Source organism: Sediminibacterium sp. GW821-FHT12F12, from assembly GCF_058806635.1.
This window is the reverse complement of the sequence record NZ_JBXAPW010000006.1, coordinates 103,472-126,891: the sequence shown is the minus strand read 5'-3', so window position 1 is coordinate 126,891 and position 23,420 is coordinate 103,472. Positions and strand designations below refer to the sequence as shown.

Genomic DNA, 23,420 nt, shown 5'->3' with positions numbered 1-23,420 from the left:
TTGTAATGGTAAGTTGGTTAAACAAACTACTGTTTCAAAGCCTTCTCTGTGTAGCTACCTATCTCTGTCCTTCTGTGTTGAAAAAGACCTCAACATAGGATAGCACCGGCCAATTTTTAACACAGAATACACAGAGCAACAGAGGTTTTCTGACTTTGATCTCGCGGATGACTGCACTATCAATAGATAGGAGAATACGAGCTTGTCAAAGTTTCTATCAAAAACAGCGTTTTTTTGCCGCACAGTTGTGAATTACTAACTACTAATTACCAATTACTAATTAATTTTGCACTCTAAACAGGTGAATATGAGCTCCGCAGTCTCTGTAATCGTTTCCAGTGTCAAAGATTCCCAACTCCAGCAGATCGGCCAGAAAATACTGAACAAAGAAAGAATCTCTTTTGATGACGGTGTGGCTTTGTTCGAAAAAGGCTCCCTCGCCTACCTGGGTGCGCTGGCCAACTGGGTACGCGAAGAGAAACATGGCAACAAGACCTATTTCAACCGGAACTTTCATATTGAACCCACCAATCTCTGTGTATTCTCCTGTAAATTCTGCTCCTACTCCCGCTTATACGCCCACAAGGAAGAAGGCTGGGAACTGAGCATTGACCAGATGCTGGATATTGTAAAAAGCTACGATGGTCAGCCCGTTACAGAAGTGCATATTGTAGGCGGTGTACACCCCAAAATGACCATGGAGTTTTTCCTGGAACTGTTGCGTAAAATCAAAGCACATCGTCCGGATCTGCATATCAAAGCGTTTACACCCGTAGAGCTGGATTATATGTTCAAAAAAGCCAAGGTCAGCACAGAGGAAGGTATGCGTCTGGCACATGAGGCCGGACTGGATTCCTTACCCGGCGGTGGTGCAGAAATCTTTCATCCGGAGATCCGTACACAGATCTGCGAGGATAAAGTAGATGCCGATGGCTGGTTACATATTCACAAAACGGCTCACCAACTGGGTATGCATAGCAATGCCACGCTCTTATACGGACATATCGAAAAATACTGGCACCGTATCGATCATATGGAACGGTTACGCAGCCTGCAGGATGAAACCGGTGGATTCAATACGTTCATTCCGCTGAAATTCCGTAACAAGGATAATGATATGAGTCATGTGGCCGAATCCTCGATCATTGAAGACATGCGCATGTATGCCGTATCCCGTTTGTACATGGATAACTTCCCGCATATCAAAGCCTACTGGCCCATGCTGGGCAGGCAGAACGCCCAGTTATCGCTCTCTTTTGGGGTGAATGATATTGATGGTACCATCGATGACTCCACCAAGATCTACGCCATGGCCGGCAGCGAAGAGCAAACACCTACCATGAGCACGGCAGACCTGGTTACATTGATCAAACAGGTGAAGAGACAACCGGTGGAGAGGGGGACTTTGTATAATGAGATAAAGGTGTATGAAGAAGCAATGAGTGAATGAGTGAATGAGTGGATGAGTGAATGTTTTGGGTAGGGAGCAATGATAGAATGATAGTATGATAGATTGATAGAATGTTTTGAGCAATGTTCGCATTGTGAAATGTGCGAAGTAGCAAACTAACCAATAACTACCTACTCACTACTGACTACTCACTACTCACACTTAACATTCCGGCAAACTGATCGGTATATGTATCGCCAATCCGCCATCAGCGGTTTCTTTGTATTTGCTGCTCATATCCAGCGCGGTATCCCACATGGTTTTGATCACTTTATCTAGGCTGACGATGGCATAATCGGGTGAGCTTTGTAATGCCAGCTGAGAAGCAGTGATGGCTTTGATGGCGCCCATGGTATTTCTTTCGATGCAGGGGATCTGAACCAATCCGCCAATCGGATCGCAAGTAAGCCCCAGATGATGTTCCATCGCGATTTCGGCGGCCATTAATGCCTGGCGCTGTGTACCACCCATACATTCTGTTAACGCAGCCGCGGCCATGGCGGAAGAAACGCCGATCTCGGCCTGGCAACCACCCATCGCAGCAGAGATGGTGGCCCCTTTTTTAAAGATGCTGCCTATTTCGGATGCTACCAGCAGAAAGCGAATGATTTTATCCTCCGTATTTCCATCGCAGAAAGCAATATAGTACTGCAAAACGGCGGGAATAACGCCTGCGGCTCCATTGGTAGGTGCGGTTACAACCCGGCCGAAGGAAGCGTTCTCTTCGTTGACGGCGAGGGCAAAGCAGCTTACCCAATCCAGAGTGTAACTGAAATCATGACCGCCCTGTTTGATGCAGGCCATCCAGCTATCATAATCGGTATAGGTCTGCCCTTTCATCAGGCGTTTGTTCAGGTCAAAAGCCCTGCGGCGTACCTGCAGTCCGCCGGGTAATTCACCCTTGGCATGGCAGCCGCGGAAAGTGCATTCTTTCATCGCATTCCAGATCTGCAGTACGCCTTTGCGGGTATCGGCTTCGCTGCGCCAGCTTGATTCGTTTTCCATCACCACTTCATGAATGGCCATGCCATTCATGCACCAGTGCAGCAGGTCGCTGGCCGTATCGATCGGGAAAGGCAGTTGTACCGTTTTTTTGCCGCCATTACTTTCACCTTCCTTCACCACAAAACCGCCACCGATCGAGAAAAAAGTCTCACTCCAGCTGTCGCCGTTTTTCATCGTTACCAGAAAGGAAAGTCCGTTGGGATGATAAGGCAATGTTTCGTTGAAGAGAAACTGCACTTTTTCTGACACCGGAAAATGAATAGGCATGCTGCCCCCAAGTGGAAGTTCTTTGTCTGCGATAATCCGGTTGATCTTGGGAGTGATGGCATTCACATCAATCGTAACCGGATCTTCTCCGCATAAACCGAGCATTACGGCAATATCGGTACCATGCCCCCTGCCGGTTTTGGCCAGGGAACCATACAGTAAAACCGTGACGGAAACCACTTCTTCTAAACCACCTTTCTCCCGTATGGTATCCAGGCAACGCAAAGCCGCCCTCCAGGGGCCCAAAGTGTGCGAGCTGGAAGGCCCGACACCGATTTTAAACATATCAAAAACGGAAATCGATTCGTAAGGCATGGCGTCTGTATTACGGTTCAAATGTAGATGGTTTATTTGTTTATTGGTTTACTGGTTTATTCGTTTCCTGGGATCTATATCATTGTAGGTATGTGCTCACTATCATTTTCCTTATGCTGCTTCAGTGGCTGGTATAATATATTCTGTCGCAAGTATCCCACCAGCCTACCAATAAACTAATAAACCAGTAAACCAATGCCCCCTCAAAACTTACAAGCGTTTGGAATGTTTTTCCGAACTTTCCAGCGCAAAATTAATAGATAGCTAATTTCCTTAATGTAAATTCTGTATGCAACTTTCTTCTCTTCTCGACAGGTTTAATGAGCCCGAAACACTCAAAATGGCCAAACTGGGCCGCGAACTGGCAGCCAAAGGATTTAATGTCATCAATCTGAGTCTGGGTGAACCCGATTTCGATACCCCACAGCATATCAAAGATGCCGCTATCAAAGCCATCAATGACAACTGGAGCCACTATTCTCCGGTAGCCGGATACATGGACCTGCGCGAAGCGGTTTGTACCAAATTGAAACGCGATAATAACCTTGATTATAAGCCTGAAAACATTGTAACATCCACCGGTGCCAAACAGAGCCTGGCCAATGCCATTCTGGCCCTGGTAGATGAAGGTGATGAAGTAGTGATCCCTACCCCTTATTGGGTTACTTACTCTGAACTGGTAAAAATTGCCCGTGGTAAAGTAGTTGAGATCAGAACCACGGTAGAGAACGGTTTTAAAAGTACCGCAGCACAACTGGAAGCGGCCATTACCGATAAAACCAAAGTGTTCATGTTCTCCTCACCCTGCAACCCTTCTGGTGCCGTATACAGCAAAGCAGAACTGGAAGCACTGGCAGTCGTGTTCCGGAAATATCCGAACATCACCATCCTGGCAGATGAGATCTATGAGTACATCAATTTTGTAGGCAAACACGAAAGTATTGCACAGTTCGACGACCTGAAAGACCGTGTGGTACTGATCAACGGATTGAGTAAAGGTTTTGCCATGACCGGATGGCGCCTGGGTTATATAGCAGCCAATGTTACCATAGCCAAAGCCTGTGAAAAATTACAGGGACAGTTTACCAGCGGTGCTACTTCTGTTACGCAGAAAGCAGCGGTGGCAGCTTTAACCGGTGATCTGCGACCTTCACAGGAAATGACGGCCGAGTTTACCCGCAGACGTGCCCGCACGCTGGAACTGATCAAAGAAATACCCGGTTTCAAATGTTTTGAACCTGAAGGCGCTTTTTATGTGTTCCCTGATGTAAGTGCTTATTACGGAAAATCAGATGGCAACGAAACCATCACTAATTCAGCTGATCTGAGTATGTATATCCTGAACAACGCCCATGTTTCCTGTGTAATGGGTGAAGCGTTCGGAGAACCCAACTGCGTTCGTTTCTCTTTTGCCGCCAGTATGGAGAATATTGAAACGGCCTGGAAAAGAATTAAAGAAGCATTGGCGAAATTGAAATAGTACTTGTTTTGTTGTTGGTCAGCGACCAACAACGGCAATAGATGAAAAAATGAGACTTTTTATTTTCATATGCTTTTTGTGTGTGGCGAATCTGTCGAACTCCCAATACATGCTCCGTTCCCATATCAGCGGAGTCATTGATAACATGCCAAATGGTAGAATAAAAATATATTATTATGATGCAAAGGAACCAAAATCTGATTTTGTTCAAATTATCAATCATAACTTTGATATTAATTTGACTATCACTGAACCAATTTTAGCTTCCTTCTCTATTCTACCAATATCCTCCGCAGCGTACGTTTATTTAGATTCTGGACAAATTACCCTTCGTTTTAAAGTTGATAGTCAATATATCAACAATAAATATTATGTCTTTCTTAATGTGATAGATGTGATCGGATCACAAAGCCAAAACTTAAGAGAAAGAGTTTTGAATTTCTGGAAAGAAATAAGAAACATATCTATTCCCGATAGTGTGCAAAACAAATTTCTCTATGACAGTATTTATCAATTTGCTAAGGAATATCCTAACCATAATTTATCATCTGAGACTTTGGTGCAAAGTGAGTTTTTGTCATATAAACAAGCTGAAAGTATCTTTAATTTATTATCAAATGAGCAGCGCGCCAAGTTCAATTTAAATGGGGTAGAAAAGTTTCTTATGCGGCTTAAAGCAACTGATATTGGCACAATAGCTTATCTCCCACCTCAACTTGATAGCATCGGATCAAGGATCGATTTAGTTACATTAACCCACAAATACACTTTAATAGATTTTTGGGCAAGTTGGTGTGGTCCTTGCAGAAAGGCCTTTCCAGAATTAAAAAAAATCTATTCTGAATTTAATAAAATGGGGTTGCAAATTATAAGTATCTCACTTGACGATACTCATGAAAATTGGATAAGGGCTCTAAGACAAGAGCGACTTCCATGGTTGCAGGTTTCCGAATTGAAAGGATTTTATGCTGAAATCGCGAAGTATTATCATCTGGAGTATATCCCATTCAACCTACTTCTTGATGAATCAGGTAAAATTGTCGGAAAGGCACTTTCAGACAGTGGTCTGAGACAGAAGTTAAGTACATTATTAAATAAAATGTAACTATTCAGTGCAGGTGAAACATTGATGTTACAAATCTTTCGAAAATTTGTAGTCGCGAGCAACAATAGAAATAGATGAGCAGTTATTATTATAACAAGACCCGGAACTTCAATCCCGGGTCTTGGTTTTTTATAGGCGACAATTTCTTTTACTTAGTTCCGCTCACCACTCCCCCTTTCCTGCTATCAACAGTTACTGTATATTTTCCGCCACCTTGTACCATCCATTTCACCGTTACCGCGCCCAGGCCCGGAATATTGGGAACCTCAATGGTTTGCGGATTATTCTTCTGTTCGGTTGTCAGGTTCAGGTCTTTGTTCTCCACCGTCATACCGGCTACAATTTTACCGGTAGTGCTGAGGCTGATCAGGTCGGGCCGCTCAATTTTGTTCTTGGTATCCTGGCTACTATGCGTAGGCATCATGCGCTGGTTAGCCACTACGGCGGTCACTTCCTTCAAACCATCGCCCAGATCCTTTTCTGAGATGCTCTGCACTTCCAGTTTTGGGGTTGAAAAACAATGGTAGATACTGAAGGCCATATTACGATGGGCATCCGACTCCAATAAAAAACCGGGATGCGCCCTTGTAAAATTCTTCTTGAACCCACCGATCTCCACTTTACCGTATTGCGGATGGTCATATTCTTTCCAGGGAACAAAGGCATCCTGGAATAACAGGTAACGATCAAAGCTATAAGTGGGATTATCAAACGGATCGCGGGATCCTTCTTTCATATACATCAGGTAAGGCGTCCATAATTCGTTGGAATAGGTATAGATGCCTCTTCCCGCATAAAACCAATCCAACTCACCACCATAGGCAGAATACAGATCTTTATACACCACGAGATATTTGTAGCCTGGCAATAACTCTTCGCCTTTTTTACCAATGGCATCATATACCTGTAAGTCCTGTGCGTTGTAAGTGTTCACGTCTTCCTGTCCGCCCGGCCCACGAAGGATCATGCCTCCTGCATTGTGAAAAGACTGTGCGGCGGCGATATTCGGATGTTTCATCACAAATTCCATCACGGCCCTGTTCTCGGGCAAAGAGAACGGATATTTATACGCGCCGTTCTGAATATAGTTCGGCTGCCAACCCCATCCCCAATCGCGGTTGGGATCGTACTGGAAAGTGTACCCATCTTCACTTACACGTCCATCTCCGTCTTTGTCGATGCCTTCAATACCCAGCAGTTCCCACTCACCTCTTTCATCTACTCCGGCCTGGATCATGTTGCGCGGATCACGGGGATCAGTTTTAAAACGGCCGTTCGGACTTCTCCTCCGCATCAGCGTGATATTACCATCGCCGTTCAGGTCTTCATAACTGTCTTCATCAATTAACCCATCCGCATCATTATCTACAGGTAACAAACCCGATCTGGGAGAGCTGGCATTATTGGGTTTGTGGATATAACTATCCCTTCCGTCTGGATTAATGGTGGGAATAATATAGAATACTTTGTCTTCGAGTAATTCCTGAATGAATTTCGTATCGCCGAAAGATTCGGTCAGGTACCAGGCCGTATACAGGGCAAATTCAGCCCCTTGTATTTCGTTGGAGTGAATATTCCCATCGATATACATGCCGGGTTTACGCGCAGGATCGCCTTTTTTGAAATCGGTAATAGTAAGGCACCAGAGATCCCTTCCCTGGTAAGACTTCCCGATAGATTCGAATTTGGCGAGGTTGGGATAAGCAGCAGCGATCTTTTTACAGATCTCACCAATACCTGCATGGTCGTAGTATTTGTTCCAGGTAACAGTTACTTTGGGATTCACCGGCGACCCTGCTGCTTTGAACATCTGTTCGGGTGCCTGTGCCAGTAACTGCCCAACAGCTAGGGTGAATAGTGACAAACAGAATAATAATATGCGTTTCATAATGCGTTGTTTTGAGGTTTACAGGGTTACTTCCACTTGTTTGGTACCGGCCGTTGGGCAACCCACATCAATGGTGAGTTTACCGCTGCCTTTGATCAGCCAGCTGAAGGATTGTGATCCCGCAGCTTCCAGTGAATTCAACAGGGTGATCTTTTTGCCGCCTACGATCTGCTGGTTGCCGGTATTGTTCACAGCCACTTTCAGCTTTTTGAGGAAGTAACTGCGTTCTGCCAGTTTGGGATGCGTGGCCAGACCGCCTTTGTTGATCAGGTCGAGACTGATCCTCGTCAATCCATTACCCAGTTTTTCCGTTTTCAGATTCACCACATCAATCTCTGCCTGCTGACCGGCCAGTTTTACCAGAAAGTCTGTATGTTTTTTTACTATATCGCCCACCAGTTTGTAAGGCGGGTTCACCAAAACAAAAGGATCCAGTCCACCCACTTCTACCTGCTGATCAGGATAATCCGGATGCTGGATCGTTTTCCATTCGGTAAACGTATTGGTAATTCCCTGTTGTTGTGCCCAGCGCAAATAATTGGCAGCGGGATCTTCTACTGTAAAAGATTTTTCCTTTTTGGCGGTATCCGGTTTGGCTTTAGGTACCCACCAACCCGGTGTACTAAAGCTATAGCGGGTATAATGAAAATATCCCCATGATAACAGATCACCACCGCCGGGACTGGTTCTGGGGGCATCCTTTAATCCGGTAACCTTGTTATATAACTCACTAACCATCCCATTCACCCTGGCATCGGGCTCAAGATAACCGGCCAGTATCCTTTCTCTTGCCAGCAAAGGATTGTAGGCAATGGGGGTGGATAAGTTATTGTTACTGCCAAAACTCACCACAGCATATACATTAAACGCATCGAACAGAAAATCCAGCATGGTGCGGGTTTCTTTTTCGCTGGCAGGATAATCGCCGGCACCGGCGGCAAACGTATTGTGTTTATAGGTGAAGTTCTTGTTGAGGGCAATGCCGCCTTCCCCATCTTCGTTCAGGTAACCGTCTTTGTCATTGTCGAAACCCTCGGTCAGCAAACGGTATTTTCCTTTCTCTCCTTTACTGGCATCGGCTTTTACCAAAACCCGTGCATCTTCCGGATGGGTTTTGTAATCGCCTACAGGAGAAATGATCCGCATCAGGGTAATCTTTCCGTTTCCGTCCAGATCATCTACCCCATCTTCATTCAATTTACCATCTCTGTCATCGTCGGTATCTGTGGCATTACTGCTACGTTCGTATTTCAGTTTGGCAAAGTATTGCTCCGTAGCATCTGGACTCATATTCGGGAACACGTAATAAGTGGTTTTGGCCAGCAGGTTTTTGATACTGTCTGTACCACTGCCTTTCAGCAGATTTTCGGCAAAGCCAATGGCCATTTCAACGCCCAGTAAGTGGTTGCCTTCGGTGCCTCCGATTACGGCAATGGCGGGTTTAGTTTCTGTTTTACCTGTTGTGCCAATGGTCAACAGCCAGCAATCTTTGCCGCCATTGGTTTTAGTAAGGGATTGCAGTTTTACCAGCGAGGGCCAGGCTTTGGAGAGTGCCTGCAAACGGCTTAGCTGGTCTGCATAACTGCTGTATTCCTGTGCCTGTACACCAGACACCAGCCCTAACAGCAGGGATGCCAATAAGATTTGTCTCATGGAGCTAGTTTTAGATTTTAAATATAGCAGTTTATTGGTTGATTGATTTACTGGTTTATTTGTATGGTTGTCTGGTATGCCGGTAAACCGATAAACTATTAAACCAGTAAACCAATAAACCCCCGCATCTCCGTATTTTGCACCCATGATGGAAACGGCAAAAACAGAGATGTTCCGCAACCGTTTGGTGAAAGTGTTCAAACACAAAAGCAAACTGGCCAAAAGACAGGAGGTTTCCTGTTACCGGGTATACGATCACGATCTACCCGAGTTCCCGCTCTGTGTAGAGATCTATGAGGATAAGATCTACCTGGCCGAATACCTGCGCAGGCATGGTATGACAGATGAGGAACATGAAACCTGGCTGGACAGTTGTTTGCAGGTGATCGCAGACGTTACAGGGATTCCGGCCGATCGTATGTATGTACGGCAACGGAAGCGGATGTCGCACCGGGGCGAAGACCAGTACGAGAAAATGGACACCAAACAGGAGTTTTTTACCGTGCTGGAAAACGGACTGAAATTTCAGGTTAACCTGACCGATTACCTCGATACAGGCCTGTTTCTCGACCACCGCGTTACAAGGCAGATGGTCAGAGCGCTGTGTAAGGATAAACGCGTGCTGAATCTTTTCTGTTATACCGGTTCTTTTTCGGTGTATGCGGCGGCAGGTGGCGCTACCGCTGTTACTTCAGTGGACCTGTCTAAAACCTACCTGGCCTGGGCAGAAGATAATTTTGTGATCAATCATTTCAAGGATCCCGAAAAATACCTGTTTATCCATGCCGATGTGATGCAATACCTAAAAACCCTGCCACCCAACAGTTTCGACCTCGTGATCATGGACCCACCCACATTCAGCAACAGCAAGCGGATGAAGGATTTCCTCGATATACAAAGGGATCATGTGGAATTGCTCAACGATGCATTGGCAACGCTCTCAGCGGATGGTGTCATTTTTTTCAGTACCAATTTTACCCGCTTTGTGATGGAGGGAGAATTAATCAAAGCCACAGACATCAAAGACATCACCAAAGCCACCACACCATTTGATTTTGAAGGGAAGTTGAAGAGATGGTGTTATAGGGTTAGAAAATGAGAGAATGATAGCATGATAGAATGAGTGAATGTTTTGATTTGTTTCATTTGCAGGAACCTTCCCTAAATTTTATTCTATCATTCTATCATACTATCATTCTATCATTGTTTATCTGATATCATTGCTATCCAACACATACTCCTTCGCAAACAAAAAATTACTATACCGGTACCGGATAGCGTACGCAACGGCAATGGAGTCTGCAGAATAATATACGCGCAGTTGGTGTATTTTCCCCTTTCTGCCGCCTGTCCATTCATCTACCCTTTCCTGACTTTTCGCGGGGTTACCAAAATAGTCGAGCAGCACTTCCCTGTTCTGGCGAAGCGGCATCATACGCCATTTGGGTGGGGTGGTGAGGTTGGCTGTTTTGGGGATGACCAGGTCAAAGATGAGTAATTTAAATCCGACCATCAGCAGCATAATCAGTATCAATATGCCAGTCCCTTTCTTAGCGGCACTTTTGCGAAAAAAAGGGTGTAGCTGAGGAACGATAGTCATTTATTAGAAATTAGCTTATTCAGAAAAGACAGTAACTTAATAATTGGTTGATTTATGGATACATTTTCCCTTTTCAGATACTGCCGTCACAACAATATCAGATTCTGTTCAACTCCTTTTTGGTGAATGCATTTTCAGTATTACCGGTATTCAGGGTAGCGGCGGGTTCGAATAACATGACCCAGACCTCTTCTTCCGCATTGGGCCGGTGTTCCACACCCCGGGGTACGACCAGAAAATCGCCTTCTTTCAATTCGATGTTCTTATCGCGCAACTCCATCACAAACGAGCCCTTCACCACATAAAACAATTCATCTTCCTGTTCATGGTGGTGCCAGGTAAACGGGCCTTTGAATTTAACCAGTTTTACCTGCTGGCCGTTCAGTTCCCCGGCAATATGGGGGTTCCAGTAATCGGTGATCTGTGCAAATTTGTCTATTAAGTTAACTTTATGCATGGCTGGTATTTCCTGCTTCGTTCAGAAATTGTTCGTGTAATTTGAGTACCTGTGGTATCAGCAATTGTTGCTCATCGTTGATCAGTACAAAATCGCATAAGCGCATTTTGATCTCTTCCTGGATCTGCCGTTTCATCCTGGACAATACTTCTTCCCTGCTTACCTGATCTCTGTCCATGGCTCTTTTGATACGCAGGTGCTGCGGAGCATACACACCGATCATATAATCAAAACCAATGACAGAGCCGGCTTCAAAAAACAAAGCGGCTTCCTTAATAGTATAAGGCGTTTGTTGTTTACCTGCCCATTCTTCGGCGGCGGCAATGGTGAAGGGATGTACGAGGGCATTTAACATCTCCAGCTGAAAAGGGTCATTGAATACAATAGAAGCGAGGTATTTGCGGTCGAGTACACCATTGGGGTAAACGGCTTCCCCGAATTGGGCGATAATGGCTTTTTGCAGATCCGGGTTGGTTTGCATGACGTCTTTGGCTGCCGAATCTGCATCAAACACAGGGATCCCCAGCGTATGGAAAATACCGGCCACCGTGGATTTGCCACTGCCGATACCACCTGTAAGCCCGATTCTGAGTGCCATATTGCTGATTTCAATGGAAAGATATTATTTCTGCAGGATTGCCCGCTAACCGTACACAAAAAAGCCGGATGATTTTTCATCCGGCTTTTTTGTGTACAGTATCGTATTTTTATTTGTTGATGGCGGCAGACCATTCCATGCTGATCGATGATTTTTCGATCTTCAGGTAACTGCCCGGACTTACTTCCAGCTGCATGGTATTGTCTTCGTTGATCTTGTTGATCGTTCCGTGAATACCGGCAATGGTTACCACTTTATCACCTTTCTGCATATTCTCTACAAATTTTTTCTGCTCTTTTGCCTTTTTAGCCTGTGGACGGATCATAAATAACCAGAATACCAGGATGATACCACCCATCAGAACCAGTTGCACCATTCCGCCACCGCTACCGGCAGCCTGCAGTAAAACAAAATTTAAATTAGTCATTACAGTTGTTTTTTAATGTTTGAAACGAAGCCTGCATTATAAAAGTGTTGACTTTTCCGGCAGGAACGTAAAGATAAGTGTATGATCAGTTTGATTGTATGATTTTCTCGTAACAAAATGTAAAATCGGGGTACTGCCTATTTTTTGAAGCTGATCTTATGGATTTTACCGGCTTCCATCATTTCTTTATGGATATTGTCCAGGATCCCGTTCACAAACTGTCCGCTTTGCGGGGTACTGTAATCCTTGGCCAGGTCTATGTATTCGTTGATGGTTACTTTGGTAGGGATGGTCTCAAAATACAGCAATTCGCAAACCCCCATCCGCATCAGCACCATGTCCAGCTGGGCAATCCGTTCAGCGTCCCAGTTCTTCAGTTTGGGTTTGATGAGCTCGGCACAATATTCTTTTTTCTCCAGGGTAGTGGTTAACAGCGAGCGGGCAAACTGCCATTTCTCCGGACTCAGCATTTCCTGCAGGTTATAACTGCCGGGTTTCTGGATATAGTTCTGCATCAGCTGGTCCATCATATCCGCATCATCGTCCCAGTTATTAAACAGTTCTTCCAGGTGAGCAATAAAGGCTTCATTGGGCAGCATCAGCTGGGTAAAAATCAGTTTGATGATCTCTTTCTCTTTGGCTTTATCCCTGCTTTGCTGAGAGATATATTCTTTGTATTTGTCTGTATGTGTCAGGTCTTCATAGATCTTTTTCAGGAGGTCCTTATCAAGCAGTTTTTCGGGAAGATCCGTTTCAACGGCTTTTTGGAAAGAAGGATTTTCAAGGATCTGCCACAAAAATTCGTTACCTGCTATCTTGATATTTACATTCAGGTCTTCTTCTGAGGGAAGGTTGCGGGAAGCCCTTTTCTGTGCACTGGTTTCAGCATAACGGGCCACTTCTGTCAGAAAATACAACAGGTACACAAACAGTTCCCTGCTTTTATCCAATTGTTTCTGTAATTCTTCTACGGGTTTCTTAAAGGCGATCGGGCTATCGGCGGCTTCGATCATATACAGTAACTGCATCACTTTCACACGTATATTTCTTCTACTGATCATCTGATAAGAACTTATTTGAGGGAGGCAAAGATATTGTTTTCGGCGGCTGGTACAAAATGAAAATACCCGTCCGTTCCCGGACGGGTCTCAACCTTGATACAACCTTACACAAAGCCATAGGCTTCCGGAAATCATATCATATTGAGTATATGCAGTATAAACGGGATGATATCCTGATCTATCTGTACTTACGTTGAACCCGCAACATCGGATTGCAGCCGGAAAATTTCCATCGCAAAAATAATTTCTGCCAAAGCCAATCCGAACATCGCCTGCCCTCGTTTATCTATCACATCATTCACAACTGAAATCCTTTTTTATGAAAAGAAAACTGATCACAAAGGTTCTTGTGTACAGCGGGGCAACGCTGCTGCTGTTAACCGGGGTATTGGCGATACATGTCTACCTCGTTACACGCCCCAAAGCACCAGATGCCGGTACCCGCATCATGGCAAGGATCGATATCCGGAAAGATATCAATGCAGCAGAAGCTGCACGTGTTACAACCTGGTTGTACCAGCAGCCCGGAGTAGACAGGGTATTGTGTAACGAAGCTTCTGACATTGTTGTATTTACTTACTCTCCCCTGCAAACCAATGCCGACCGGCTTACCGGCGATCTGGGCAGGAAACTGCAATTACCGGTAGAAAGGATAAAACCTTCTGCGGCAGAAATGAAATCAGGTTGTCCTGTGCCCAATGGTTCGCGCGGTTACAGGCTGATGGCTTACCTGAAACAGGTTTTTTAATCGTCACACATAAAATCAAATACATGAAAAAAGCAAGCATGCTAACACTGGGTCTTATTGCGATAATGACCAGTTTTATCCTCAGCTCCTGTAGCAAAAATGAGGATGCCATGACCGTAGTGAAAGCCACCCTTTATGATTCGCTGGGTGGTACTACGATGGTAACAGATCCCGCCAACAATTCCACCAAAATTGAACAGGGGCGTCTGGGCATCCGTTCGGTAGTAGACAGTACCATTTTTGTGATCGCCGCCGATCCGAAACTGAACGGATTTTTTAAGGTATTGCTGGCTGAGGTAACGGCAGGCAATACCAGTGGTTTTGCCGCTCTGAGCAAGGACCTGACAGACTTTTTCTGTGTAGCCACCGGAGCCAAAAATTTCACTTACAGCGGATTGGATATGATAGCCGCCCATGATCCTGCCAAAAACAGCCGCATGAACGGGAAGTCATCCAGCGCCGATTTTGACCAGTTTATTGCCACCTGGTGGTGGGAGCCAATAAAAACAAGTTGCCATCTAACCTGATCAATTCTGTTGGTGCACTGGTGAATACACTGCGTTCGCAGGTGGTGCAGCGTTAACCGATACTGGTACTATTTTAACTGCCAGGCCATCATCCCGCATGGATGATGGCTTTTTATGGGTATCTGCTACCCTACCTGCGGCACAATATGGGAAGGGGCATAGCAGGATACCGACTACAGGAACCATGCAATTTTGACACAGGATGTCAGAAACTTACCCCATCTTTGCCGCCGTTTCTGACAGTCTTTACGAGTGCCACCCCGGTTTGAGCCCGGATGCTGAAAATTTGACCTGAATTACCCGCATGGCACAATAATCGATGACAGGACGGTATTATTACTCAAATAAATTAAAAACCCATAACGTATGGCAAAAAAACTCAACGTTACTCCTCTGCACGACAGAGTAATTGTTAAGCCTGCCGCTGCTGAAGAAAAAACTGCAGGCGGAATCATTATCCCTGATACTGCAAAAGAGAAACCACAACGTGGTACCATTGTAGCAGCCGGTGCCGGTAAAAAAGATGAGCCCGTAACTGTAAAAGTTGGCGATACTGTATTGTATGGTAAATACGCCGGAACTGAGATCCAGATCGAAGGTCAGGACCTGCTGATCATGAGAGAGAGCGATATCCTCGCGATCGTTTAATTGAACAATTTGTACCCGGCTGTTCCTTAACTGAACCAGCCAATCAGATTTTCAAATTCTCAAATTCACAAATTTTCAAATTCTAATACAATGGCTAAACAGATTTTCTTCGATATCGAAGCAAGAAATAAGATGAAAAAAGGCGTTGACACTTTAGCCAACGCAGTAAAAGTAACCCTCGGACCCAAAGGACGTAACGTGGTTATTGAAAAGAAATTCGGTGCACCCCAGGTAACCAAAGATGGTGTAACTGTAGCAAAAGAAATTGAACTGGAAGATCCAATTGAAAACATGGGTGCCCAGATGGTGAAAGAAGTAGCTTCCAAAACTGCTGATATAGCTGGTGATGGTACTACTACTGCTACCGTTCTGGCCCAGGCCATTATTGGCGAAGGACTGAAAAACGTTGCTGCCGGCGCCAATCCAATGGATCTGAAGCGTGGTATCGACAAAGCGGTTGCCAAAGTGATTGACAGCCTGAAAGCACAATCACAGACCATTGGCAACGATTCCAAGAAAATTGAGCAGGTAGCTACCATCTCTGCCAACAGCGACAGTGAGATCGGCAAACTGATTGCCACCGCTATGAGCAAAGTAGGTAAAGAAGGTGTGATTACTGTAGAAGAAGCCAAAGGAACTGATACCACCGTTGACGTGGTAGAAGGTATGCAGTTTGACCGCGGTTATATCTCTCCTTATTTCGTTACCAACAGCGAAAAAATGGAAGTGGAACTGCAGAACCCTTACATCCTGATCTACGACAAGAAGATCAGCGCTATGAAAGACATTCTCCATATCCTGGAGAAAGTGGCCCAGAGCGGTCGTCCGTTGCTGATTATTGCCGAAGACCTGGAAGGTGAAGCACTGGCTACACTGGTAGTAAACAAATTACGTGGTACCCTGAAAGTAGCTGCTGTAAAAGCACCTGGTTTTGGCGACCGCAGAAAAGAAATGCTGACCGATATCGCGATCCTGACAGCAGGTACCGTGGTTAGCGAAGAACAAGGTTTCAAATTAGAGAATGCTGACCTGAGTTACTTAGGACAGGCGGCTTCTGTAACCATTGATAAAGACAACACGATCGTAGTAGGCGGAAAAGGTAAAAAAGCAGACATTGTTGCCCGTGTAAACCAGATCAAAGCCCAGATCGAAAACACTACTTCTGATTATGACCGCGAAAAATTACAGGAGCGTCTTGCTAAATTAAGCGGTGGTGTGGCTGTACTGTACGTAGGTGCTGCTACAGAAGTGGAAATGAAAGAGAAAAAAGACCGTGTTGACGATGCACTGCACGCAACAAGGGCGGCTGTTGAAGAAGGTATTGTACCAGGTGGTGGTGTTGCCTATATCCGCGCTGTAGAGAGCCTGGAGAAACTGAAAGGTGCCAACGAAGACGAAACTACCGGTATCCAGATCGTGAAAAGAGCGATCGAAGAGCCACTGCGCCAGATCGTGGTAAACAGCGGTATCGAAGGTTCTATCGTGGTACAGAAGATCAAAGAAGGTAAAGCCGACTTTGGTTTCAATGCCCGCACAGAAGTGTACGAGAACCTGTTCAAAGCAGGTGTAATTGACCCAACCAAAGTGAGCCGTGTAGCATTGGAAAATGCAGCATCTATCGCCGCCATGTTGTTAACAACTGAGTGTGTGATTGCTGACAAACCAAAGCCTGAAGCACCGCATACACATGGCGCGCCTGATATGGGCGGCATGGGTGGATATTAATCCCGCTTTGCGTAAAAATACAATCCCCGCTTCTTGCAAAAGAGCGGGGATTTTTTATTGTTATTATCGGTTTCAGAGATATGCTTTCTCCATTCCCTTAACCATCAGGAACTGTGCTATTGCATATGCTATACTACTGTAGATAAACCCATCCGAAGGCCCACCCAAGTGAAACAGATTGAGGGCAAAAATGATATTCTGTATGATGAAAATGATGGTGCCGGGCAGCAGGTATTTCACTGCTATCCGATAATAATGCTCACTGCCGGCAGCATGTATGGCAAAAGCTGTCATCATAATTAAAGTAGACATATACAGGATTAACGGTAGTTTATACGCACCTATCTCTGCTTCAAGAATGCTTACAAAAGCATATCCCATAACGGCCAGTACAACAATGGCAGCCAGAAAAGCCAGCGGCTTTTTCAGCCCCCCCCTGTTCAGGTTGTAAAAAGAGATACTGTAGCAGGTATTCATCAGCATAAAAGCCACCAGGCTGCAGGTAAAAAAGAGTTCATTATTGACCACTATCTGCAGCACATCGCCAAAAAAGGCAAAGAGAAGGCCTATGTAAAAGACAAATTTCCCCGCCGGTGAATTGATGTGCGGGTCTTTGAGAAAAAGATACAATAGCAACAAAGGCGCCGGCAAAGAACTCGTAATGGCCACATAAGGAAGATCGTAATAGAGAAACAGGCAATTGACGAAGATGGCCAGAAAATAAAACAGGATTACATATTTGCGAAGCCCCCACATTATATTCTGTCTGGTTCTGTTCATGAAGGATCAAAGATATATTTTCTGCATTCCCTTTACGATGAGGTATTGGGCCAGCCCATAGGTTAACATCACAATCACGAAAATATCTTTATCGCGGTCGTAGTGAAATTTATTGACAGCAACCAGTACATTCTCCACCAGAAAAACCAGTACCCCCGGAATCAGGTAACTGATGGCTGCTCTCCGGTAGCGCATATTTCCGGCCACGTTTACGGCAAAAGCTACCATTACAGAGAGGGTGAACATATAGGCAAGCACAGGAATTTTATAGCTACCCATCTCAGCTTCGAGAAACTGATAAAAAGCATGTGCAATAAAAGCCAGAAAAGCCAGCGTAATAGTCAGTGGCAGGATACTGCTTTTGCTTAACCGGTTCATTTGCAAAAAAGAGAAACTGTATAACAGATTCATCAGCATAAAGGCGATCATACCACTTAAAAAGAAGGTATCGTTGATAAGTATCAGCATCACATCTCCGAAAAAAGCCAGGATCAGTCCTACATAATAAATAAACTTGCCTTTGGGATAACCGATATTATTGTCGTGAAGCAGCAGGTGTAAAAAAAGTAAAGGCGTGAGCATGGGTTTGGTAACCGCTACGTAGGGCAGCTGTAAATACTGGAATACGCAATGCAAAAGCAAAACGAGCCAGAAAATGGTCAATGTTCTTTTTTCGAAAAAAGCCTGCATAATGAATACCTCTTACCCGGATAATATATGAAAATAACCAGAATGTGTGAATTTTCCACGCATCTGTTTATGGAGCTGAGACGGTATTCTCATTTTTTACTGCCACAAAACCCTTCACCAGCAGGTATTGGGCCATGCCATAGGTAAGCATCACGGCGATATCGATAGTGCCGGTATGCAGCAGAAACTTGTTTAGTGCCAGTAATCCGTCTGAGAGTACAAACAGGGCCGCACCTGGGATAAAACAGCGGATAGATGTTTGGATCAAACCCGGATGTACCAGCGTTTGCGTGGCCATTACCGCCATCAGGCTGATGATGGCCATATATACGAGGATCGGGATCCGGAAACTACCCAGTTGATCGGCCAGCAGAAAATATACCCCTCCGGAAATAACCGCCAATACTACCAGGGCCAATACCAGGCTCACCGGTTTGCCGGGATGACCTGTTTGGAGTCGGTAGAAGAAAAGGATATTACAGACATGTGTTCCGATAAAAGCCAGCATCCCCAGTAAAAAAAAGATTTCGCCGGAACGGGTCAGCAACAGATCGCCCATAAATGAGCAGAATAGTCCAATGTATACCACCACACTGGTTTTACCGGGTTCTGCGGCAAGATAAAGGATCAGTAGCGGAAGCAATAAAAGTTTAGTTATCAGTCTGGGGGTACTCATTCCCAAATAGATACAAACCAAATGCAGAAACAGTATCAGGAGGAAAACCGGCAGGCCATATTTCTTGATCAGTACCATAGTTTGCACTTTCAGGGTAAGTATACAGATACGTTTTATCAAACGTATTTACTGACTGATTTATTACCCTCCTCAACATTATAATACCGGAAGGATTACTTTTGCCGCATGTTGAGTCCGGAAAATGAAGCGTTTCTGCGCTGGTGGAGCGAACATGGCGAAATGGAGAAAACCAGCCTCCGTCCCTTCCTGGTGGGCTTATCCATCGGTTTTTCTATAGGTGTGGGGGTAATCCTGCTCATGGAAAGCGGCTGGTATACCCGGGCCAATATGGAGGCTAATTCACGCTTAAGTTCGGTTGTTTTTGTGCTGGCTATCATGATCCTCTCAGTTTTCATGGCTTTTGTATACCGGAAATTCAGGTGGGAAATGCAGGAACAACGCTACCAGGAGTTACTCATTTTAAAAAATAAAGCCGAAAAAGAGGTGCAGAAGCAGCCTTAAGGCCTGAAATCAAGTCTATTAAAAAAAATGTGCATGAAAAAAATTGTTCTCTCGGTTCTGGTTCTTTCTTTAGTGTTGCTGAATTATTCCTGTGGTAAAAATGATACCAGCGGCTGCCAGCCGGCCACCATCGCTTCTGAAAAAGCGCAGATGGTGGCGTATTGTACCGCCAACAATATCAATTATAGTGAACATAGCAGTGGATTATTATACGAGATCGTTAGTCCAGGCAGTGGCCTTGCCCCCATCAGCACTTCTGTGGTGGCGGTGGTATATACCGGTAAATTATTGAATGGCACCACTTTTGATGCAACTGCCAACCCGATTTCCCTTTCGCTCCAGAATGTGATTGATGGCTGGAAAATCGGAATCCCTCTGATCAAAAAGGGTGGCCGCATCAAGCTGATCATCCCTTCCGCACTGGCGTATAGCTGTACAGGTTCCGGTAATGCCATCCCTCCCAACGCCCCTTTGTTTTTTGATGTGACATTGCAAGACGTTAGATAAAGATCATCCTCATATCATGAAAAAAGGCCGGTAGTCTGCTACCAGCCTTTTTTGTGAAAAACCAATCTCAGCAACGGATAGTATATTTCATTCCCATTCCCCTATCTTTGCCGCTCTAAAAAAATTTGTAAACCGTTACTAATATGCAACTGAAAGGTTTAGTGCGATTTTTTGCGATTGCCTTGATACTCATCTGTCTGTATCAATTGTCATTCACCTGGTTTGTCAAAAACCATGAAAGTGAAATGGAAAAAAAGGCCGATTCCTGGCTGAGAACTTTCCCCACTCCTGCTGCCAAATACCCCGGTAACAAAGAGTTACAGGCTGCTTATGCAGACACACTGAGTGATCTGAAAAAAGACAGGCTAAAGCGCTTGCTGGATAGTACCAAGGACGCAAAACTGGCTTTTGGCCTCACTACCTACCGTAGTGCCAAAGAGAAAGAACTGATGCTGGGTCTTGACCTACAGGGCGGTATGAGTGTAACTATGGAAGTTGGGCTGGATGGCCTGATCAAATCCCTGGCCAACTATACCAAGGATCCTATGTTCAACAAAGCCCTGGAACAGGCAGTTGCCCGTAAAGCCAATACCAGTGCCGATCTGATCTCCCTTTTCCGTGAGGAAATGACGAAAGTGAAGCCCGGCGCCAAACTGGCCCCTTATTTTGCGGCCCGTAGCGGAACACCTCCCAAAGTAAAAATAGACGACAGCGATGATAAAGTAGCTTCTTATCTGAAAGACCAGGCCAATATCGCTTTCAATACTACATACCGTATCCTGCGTACAAGGATCGACCGTTTTGGTGTGGCTTCGCCCAATATCAACCCCGATCCGGTAAAAGGGTATATCAATATTGAACTGGCCGGTGTAAATGATAAAGAAAGGGTTCGTGCCTTCCTGCAATCAACTGCCAACCTCCAGTTCTTTGAAGTATATACTTTCGAAAGCAAAGAATTGCAGAACGGTATCCTGGCTGCTGACAAAGCAGTAGAAGACTACCTGAACGGTGTAAAAACAACCGATACTACCAAAGCAGTTGTTGATACAGCTAAAACGACTACCACAGCGGCTAAAACCGATACCGGTAAAACAGCTACCCTGTCTGCCATTGCCGGTAATACCAAACCTGCTGCCAAAGCCGATTCGGCCAAGATCAACGCCAATAAAAACCCAATTGGTCGCCTGATTCAGTTCAGCCAGCCTTATGCCGGTCAGGATGGTAAAGCGGTATACCCTGCTTCTATCGGTTATATCCCTTCTAAGGATACCGGTACCCTGAATGATTACCTACGCCTGGATGTGGTGAAGAACAAGTTCCCTTCCAACCTCGTATTCATGTACGGTAAAGCGGAACTGGATGATCCTAAATTGAAAGATATCCTGACCTTATATGCCATCAAGACCCTGGACAACGGCCAGGCAGAACTGGGTGGTGAAGGCATCAGTGCTTCTCAGGATTATGACGAGAGAGGCCGTATTGCCATTAAAATGAATATGGACAAAGCCGGTACTGCCGGTTGGGCAAGAATGACCACCCGCAATGTGGGTAAACCCATTGCTGTTGTACTGGATAATTTTGTGTACTCAGCTCCGAATGTAAACGAGCCCATCACTACCGGTAATTCACAGATTGCCGGTAGTTATACCATTAAAGAAGCACAGGATCTGGCCGAAATCCTCGAAAGCGGTAAACTGCCTGCTCCTGCCAAAATCATCCAGGAACAACAGGTAGGACCTACTCTCGGTAAAGAATCGATCAAAGGTGGAGCGATGTCGTTCCTGGTATCCTTTATCGTGATCTTTGCGCTGATGCTGTTGTACTTTAACACAGGTGGATGGGTAGCAAATATCGCACTGATCCTCAACCTGCTGTTTACCATCGGTATCCTGAGTGCCTTAGGCTTTACGCTGACGGCCCCCGGTATTGCGGGTCTGGTACTGACCATCGGTCTGGCGGTAGATACCAACGTAATTATTTTTGAGCGTATCAAAGAAGAACTTACCAAAGGGAAAAGCTACCAGAATGCCGTTAACGATGGTTACAGACGTTCACTGTCTCCTGTATTGGATGCACACGTTACTACCCTTTTAACAGCGATCATCCTGGCTTATTTCGGATTAGGACCTGTACTTGGATTTGCTACCACGCAGATCATTGGTATCCTGTTGTCTTTGTTCTGCGGTATCCTGGTATCAAGACTGATCACCGACTGGTACATGAACAAGAACCGTCACTTTGAATATTTTACTGGTCTGTCCAAAAAGATCTTCAAACACGCAGCTTTCAAATTCATTGAATACAGAAAGTATGCTTACGGTATTTCTGTGATCATCTTCTTACTGGGTCTGAGTACGCTGATTCGAAAAGACGCATTTGATGAGGGTGTAGAATTCTCCGGTGGACGTAGTTATACCATCAAGTTCGATAAACCGGTGAATGAAGACCAGATCCGGGATGAACTGAAAACGGAGTTCGGCGAAGCGGTGATCATCAAAACCGTGGATGTAAAGAACCAGATCAATATCACTACTTCTTACAAGATCAAAGAAACCGGTACCAATATTGACTCACTGGTGGAGAAGAAACTGTATACCGGATTAAAGAACCACCTGCCAGCAGGTCTGAGCTTCATTGATTTTGAAAAAACATACAAACAGAGTTCACAAACCGTATTACCTACAATCTCTGACGATCTGAAGAAAGGTGCAACCAAAGCGGTGATCTTCGGTATCATCGTGATCTGTCTGTATATCTTTATCCGTTTCCGCGACTGGCGTTATTCACTGGGAACGATCTTCTCTTTGTTACATGATGTATTTGTAACCCTGATCGTATTCAGTTATGCACGTACCATTGTTCCTTTCCCATTAGAGATTGACCAGCATTTTATTGCGGCGATATTGACGGTGATCGGTTTCTCAATGAACGATACGGTGATCGTATACGACAGGATCCGGGAAGACAGCAGCCTGATGAAAGGCTCGGATAATGCAGCCGTGATTAACCGTGCGATCAATGAAACACTGAGTCGTACCATCATGACTTCCTTAACCGTATTTCTGACCATCCTGATCCTCTTCATCTTTGGTGGAGAAGTAACCCGCGGTTTCGCTTTCGCGATGCTGATTGGTGTGGTAACAGGTACCTACTCTTCCATTTTTGTAGCGGCGCCTGTACTGGTAGATTTTGCCAAACACCGTCCGCTGGGAAGAAAGTCTTCGGTAGAAAACAAGAAGTAAGATCCCTCTTATATAAAAAAGCCCGCAATCACATTGCGGGCTTTTTGTT

Annotated in this window: 22 protein-coding genes; 11 read left to right on the top strand and 11 right to left on the bottom strand. The window is 45.1% G+C overall.

Annotated features, from left to right (window positions below):
• Positions 1-307: 307 nt before the first annotated feature.
• Positions 308-1,450, top strand: a complete 1,143-nt coding sequence (mqnE, locus tag AC1RNB_RS10925; RefSeq protein ID WP_493082709.1) for an aminofutalosine synthase MqnE — start codon at positions 308-310, stop codon at positions 1,448-1,450.
• Positions 1,451-1,612: 162 nt separating this feature from the next.
• On the opposite strand, the gene AC1RNB_RS10920 is transcribed toward mqnE, so the two are convergent.
• Positions 1,613-3,058 carry an L-serine ammonia-lyase gene (locus AC1RNB_RS10920; protein WP_493082708.1) on the bottom strand — a complete coding sequence of 482 codons (1,446 nt, stop codon included), beginning with the start codon at positions 3,056-3,058 and terminating at the stop codon, positions 1,613-1,615.
• A gap of 268 nt (positions 3,059-3,326) precedes the next feature.
• Between AC1RNB_RS10920 and AC1RNB_RS10915 the strand changes: the two genes are divergently transcribed.
• Both AC1RNB_RS10915 and AC1RNB_RS10910 read left to right on the top strand, forming a co-directional pair.
• Positions 3,327-4,517, top strand: a complete 1,191-nt coding sequence (locus AC1RNB_RS10915; protein ID WP_493082707.1) for a pyridoxal phosphate-dependent aminotransferase — start codon at positions 3,327-3,329, stop codon at positions 4,515-4,517.
• A gap of 109 nt (positions 4,518-4,626) precedes the next feature.
• Entirely contained in the window at positions 4,627-5,622 is a 996-nt protein-coding gene (locus AC1RNB_RS10910; RefSeq protein ID WP_493082706.1) for a thioredoxin-like domain-containing protein, read from the top strand.
• A gap of 148 nt (positions 5,623-5,770) precedes the next feature.
• Here AC1RNB_RS10910 and AC1RNB_RS10905 read toward each other — a convergent pair whose 3' ends face one another.
• Together AC1RNB_RS10905 and AC1RNB_RS10900 are read right to left on the bottom strand one after the other, a co-directional pair.
• Positions 5,771-7,510 (bottom strand): M14 family metallopeptidase, encoded by a 1,740-nt coding sequence (locus tag AC1RNB_RS10905; protein WP_493082705.1) that lies wholly within the window; start codon positions 7,508-7,510, stop codon positions 5,771-5,773.
• Positions 7,511-7,528: 18 nt separating this feature from the next.
• The gene (locus AC1RNB_RS10900) at positions 7,529-9,163 is read right to left on the bottom strand and encodes a M14 family metallopeptidase (RefSeq protein WP_493082704.1); all 1,635 of its coding nucleotides are present in this window, start codon (positions 9,161-9,163) and stop codon (positions 7,529-7,531) included.
• A 145-nt stretch (positions 9,164-9,308) separates the two neighbouring features.
• Here AC1RNB_RS10900 and AC1RNB_RS10895 point away from each other — a divergent pair, with 145 nt between their 5' ends.
• A complete protein-coding gene (locus AC1RNB_RS10895; protein WP_493082703.1) occupies positions 9,309-10,262 on the top strand; it encodes a class I SAM-dependent methyltransferase in 954 nt (317 codons plus the stop codon).
• A 108-nt stretch (positions 10,263-10,370) separates the two neighbouring features.
• On the opposite strand, the gene AC1RNB_RS10890 is transcribed toward AC1RNB_RS10895, so the two are convergent.
• The 5 genes from AC1RNB_RS10890 to nusB all read right to left on the bottom strand — a co-directional run bounded on the left by AC1RNB_RS10890 (position 10,371) and on the right by nusB (position 13,306).
• A complete protein-coding gene (locus AC1RNB_RS10890; RefSeq protein ID WP_493082702.1) occupies positions 10,371-10,763 on the bottom strand; it encodes a hypothetical protein in 393 nt (130 codons plus the stop codon).
• 97 nt (positions 10,764-10,860) lie between these two features.
• On the bottom strand, positions 10,861-11,220 hold the full coding sequence (locus AC1RNB_RS10885) for a cupin domain-containing protein (protein WP_493082701.1): 360 nt from the start codon (positions 11,218-11,220) through the stop codon (positions 10,861-10,863).
• A complete protein-coding gene (coaE, locus tag AC1RNB_RS10880) occupies positions 11,213-11,818 on the bottom strand; it encodes a dephospho-CoA kinase (protein WP_493082700.1) in 606 nt (201 codons plus the stop codon). The genes AC1RNB_RS10885 and coaE overlap by 8 nt, the downstream gene beginning before the upstream one ends.
• Positions 11,819-11,927: 109 nt before the next feature.
• Positions 11,928-12,245, bottom strand: a complete 318-nt coding sequence (gene yajC, locus AC1RNB_RS10875; protein ID WP_493082699.1) for a preprotein translocase subunit YajC — start codon at positions 12,243-12,245, stop codon at positions 11,928-11,930.
• 137 nt (positions 12,246-12,382) lie between these two features.
• Complete coding sequence (nusB, locus tag AC1RNB_RS10870; protein ID WP_493082698.1) at positions 12,383-13,306, bottom strand: transcription antitermination factor NusB; 924 nt, start codon at positions 13,304-13,306, stop codon at positions 12,383-12,385.
• A 319-nt stretch (positions 13,307-13,625) separates the two neighbouring features.
• Here nusB and AC1RNB_RS10865 point away from each other — a divergent pair, with 319 nt between their 5' ends.
• From AC1RNB_RS10865 to groL, 4 genes are all read left to right on the top strand, one after another.
• Entirely contained in the window at positions 13,626-14,054 is a 429-nt protein-coding gene (locus AC1RNB_RS10865) for a hypothetical protein (RefSeq protein ID WP_493082697.1), read from the top strand.
• 23 nt (positions 14,055-14,077) lie between these two features.
• Positions 14,078-14,581 carry a globin family protein gene (locus AC1RNB_RS10860; RefSeq protein WP_493082696.1) on the top strand — a complete coding sequence of 168 codons (504 nt, stop codon included), beginning with the start codon at positions 14,078-14,080 and terminating at the stop codon, positions 14,579-14,581.
• Between the two features lie 366 nt (positions 14,582-14,947).
• Positions 14,948-15,229: a co-chaperone GroES gene (locus AC1RNB_RS10855; protein WP_490836091.1), complete on the top strand. Its 282-nt coding sequence runs from the start codon at positions 14,948-14,950 to the stop codon at positions 15,227-15,229.
• Positions 15,230-15,319: 90 nt separating this feature from the next.
• Positions 15,320-16,954, top strand: coding sequence for a chaperonin GroEL (groL, locus tag AC1RNB_RS10850; RefSeq protein ID WP_493082695.1), 1,635 nt, complete (start codon positions 15,320-15,322; stop codon positions 16,952-16,954).
• Positions 16,955-17,026: 72 nt separating this feature from the next.
• On the opposite strand, the gene AC1RNB_RS10845 is transcribed toward groL, so the two are convergent.
• The 3 genes from AC1RNB_RS10845 to AC1RNB_RS10835 all read right to left on the bottom strand — a co-directional run bounded on the left by AC1RNB_RS10845 (position 17,027) and on the right by AC1RNB_RS10835 (position 19,178).
• Positions 17,027-17,734, bottom strand: coding sequence for a lysoplasmalogenase family protein (locus AC1RNB_RS10845; RefSeq protein ID WP_493082694.1), 708 nt, complete (start codon positions 17,732-17,734; stop codon positions 17,027-17,029).
• A gap of 6 nt (positions 17,735-17,740) precedes the next feature.
• On the bottom strand, positions 17,741-18,424 hold the full coding sequence (locus tag AC1RNB_RS10840) for a lysoplasmalogenase family protein (protein ID WP_493082693.1): 684 nt from the start codon (positions 18,422-18,424) through the stop codon (positions 17,741-17,743).
• 67 nt (positions 18,425-18,491) lie between these two features.
• Complete coding sequence (locus tag AC1RNB_RS10835) at positions 18,492-19,178, bottom strand: lysoplasmalogenase (protein WP_493082692.1); 687 nt, start codon at positions 19,176-19,178, stop codon at positions 18,492-18,494.
• Between the two features lie 108 nt (positions 19,179-19,286).
• Here AC1RNB_RS10835 and AC1RNB_RS10830 point away from each other — a divergent pair, with 108 nt between their 5' ends.
• The 3 genes from AC1RNB_RS10830 (at position 19,287) to secDF (ending at position 23,371) form a co-directional block, all read left to right on the top strand.
• Entirely contained in the window at positions 19,287-19,622 is a 336-nt protein-coding gene (locus AC1RNB_RS10830; RefSeq protein ID WP_493082691.1) for a hypothetical protein, read from the top strand.
• 267 nt (positions 19,623-19,889) lie between these two features.
• Positions 19,890-20,129: an FKBP-type peptidyl-prolyl cis-trans isomerase gene (locus AC1RNB_RS10825; protein ID WP_493082801.1), complete on the top strand. Its 240-nt coding sequence runs from the start codon at positions 19,890-19,892 to the stop codon at positions 20,127-20,129.
• Positions 20,130-20,272: 143 nt separating this feature from the next.
• On the top strand, positions 20,273-23,371 hold the full coding sequence (gene secDF / locus AC1RNB_RS10820) for a protein translocase subunit SecDF (RefSeq protein WP_493082690.1): 3,099 nt from the start codon (positions 20,273-20,275) through the stop codon (positions 23,369-23,371).
• Positions 23,372-23,420: the final 49 nt, after the last annotated feature.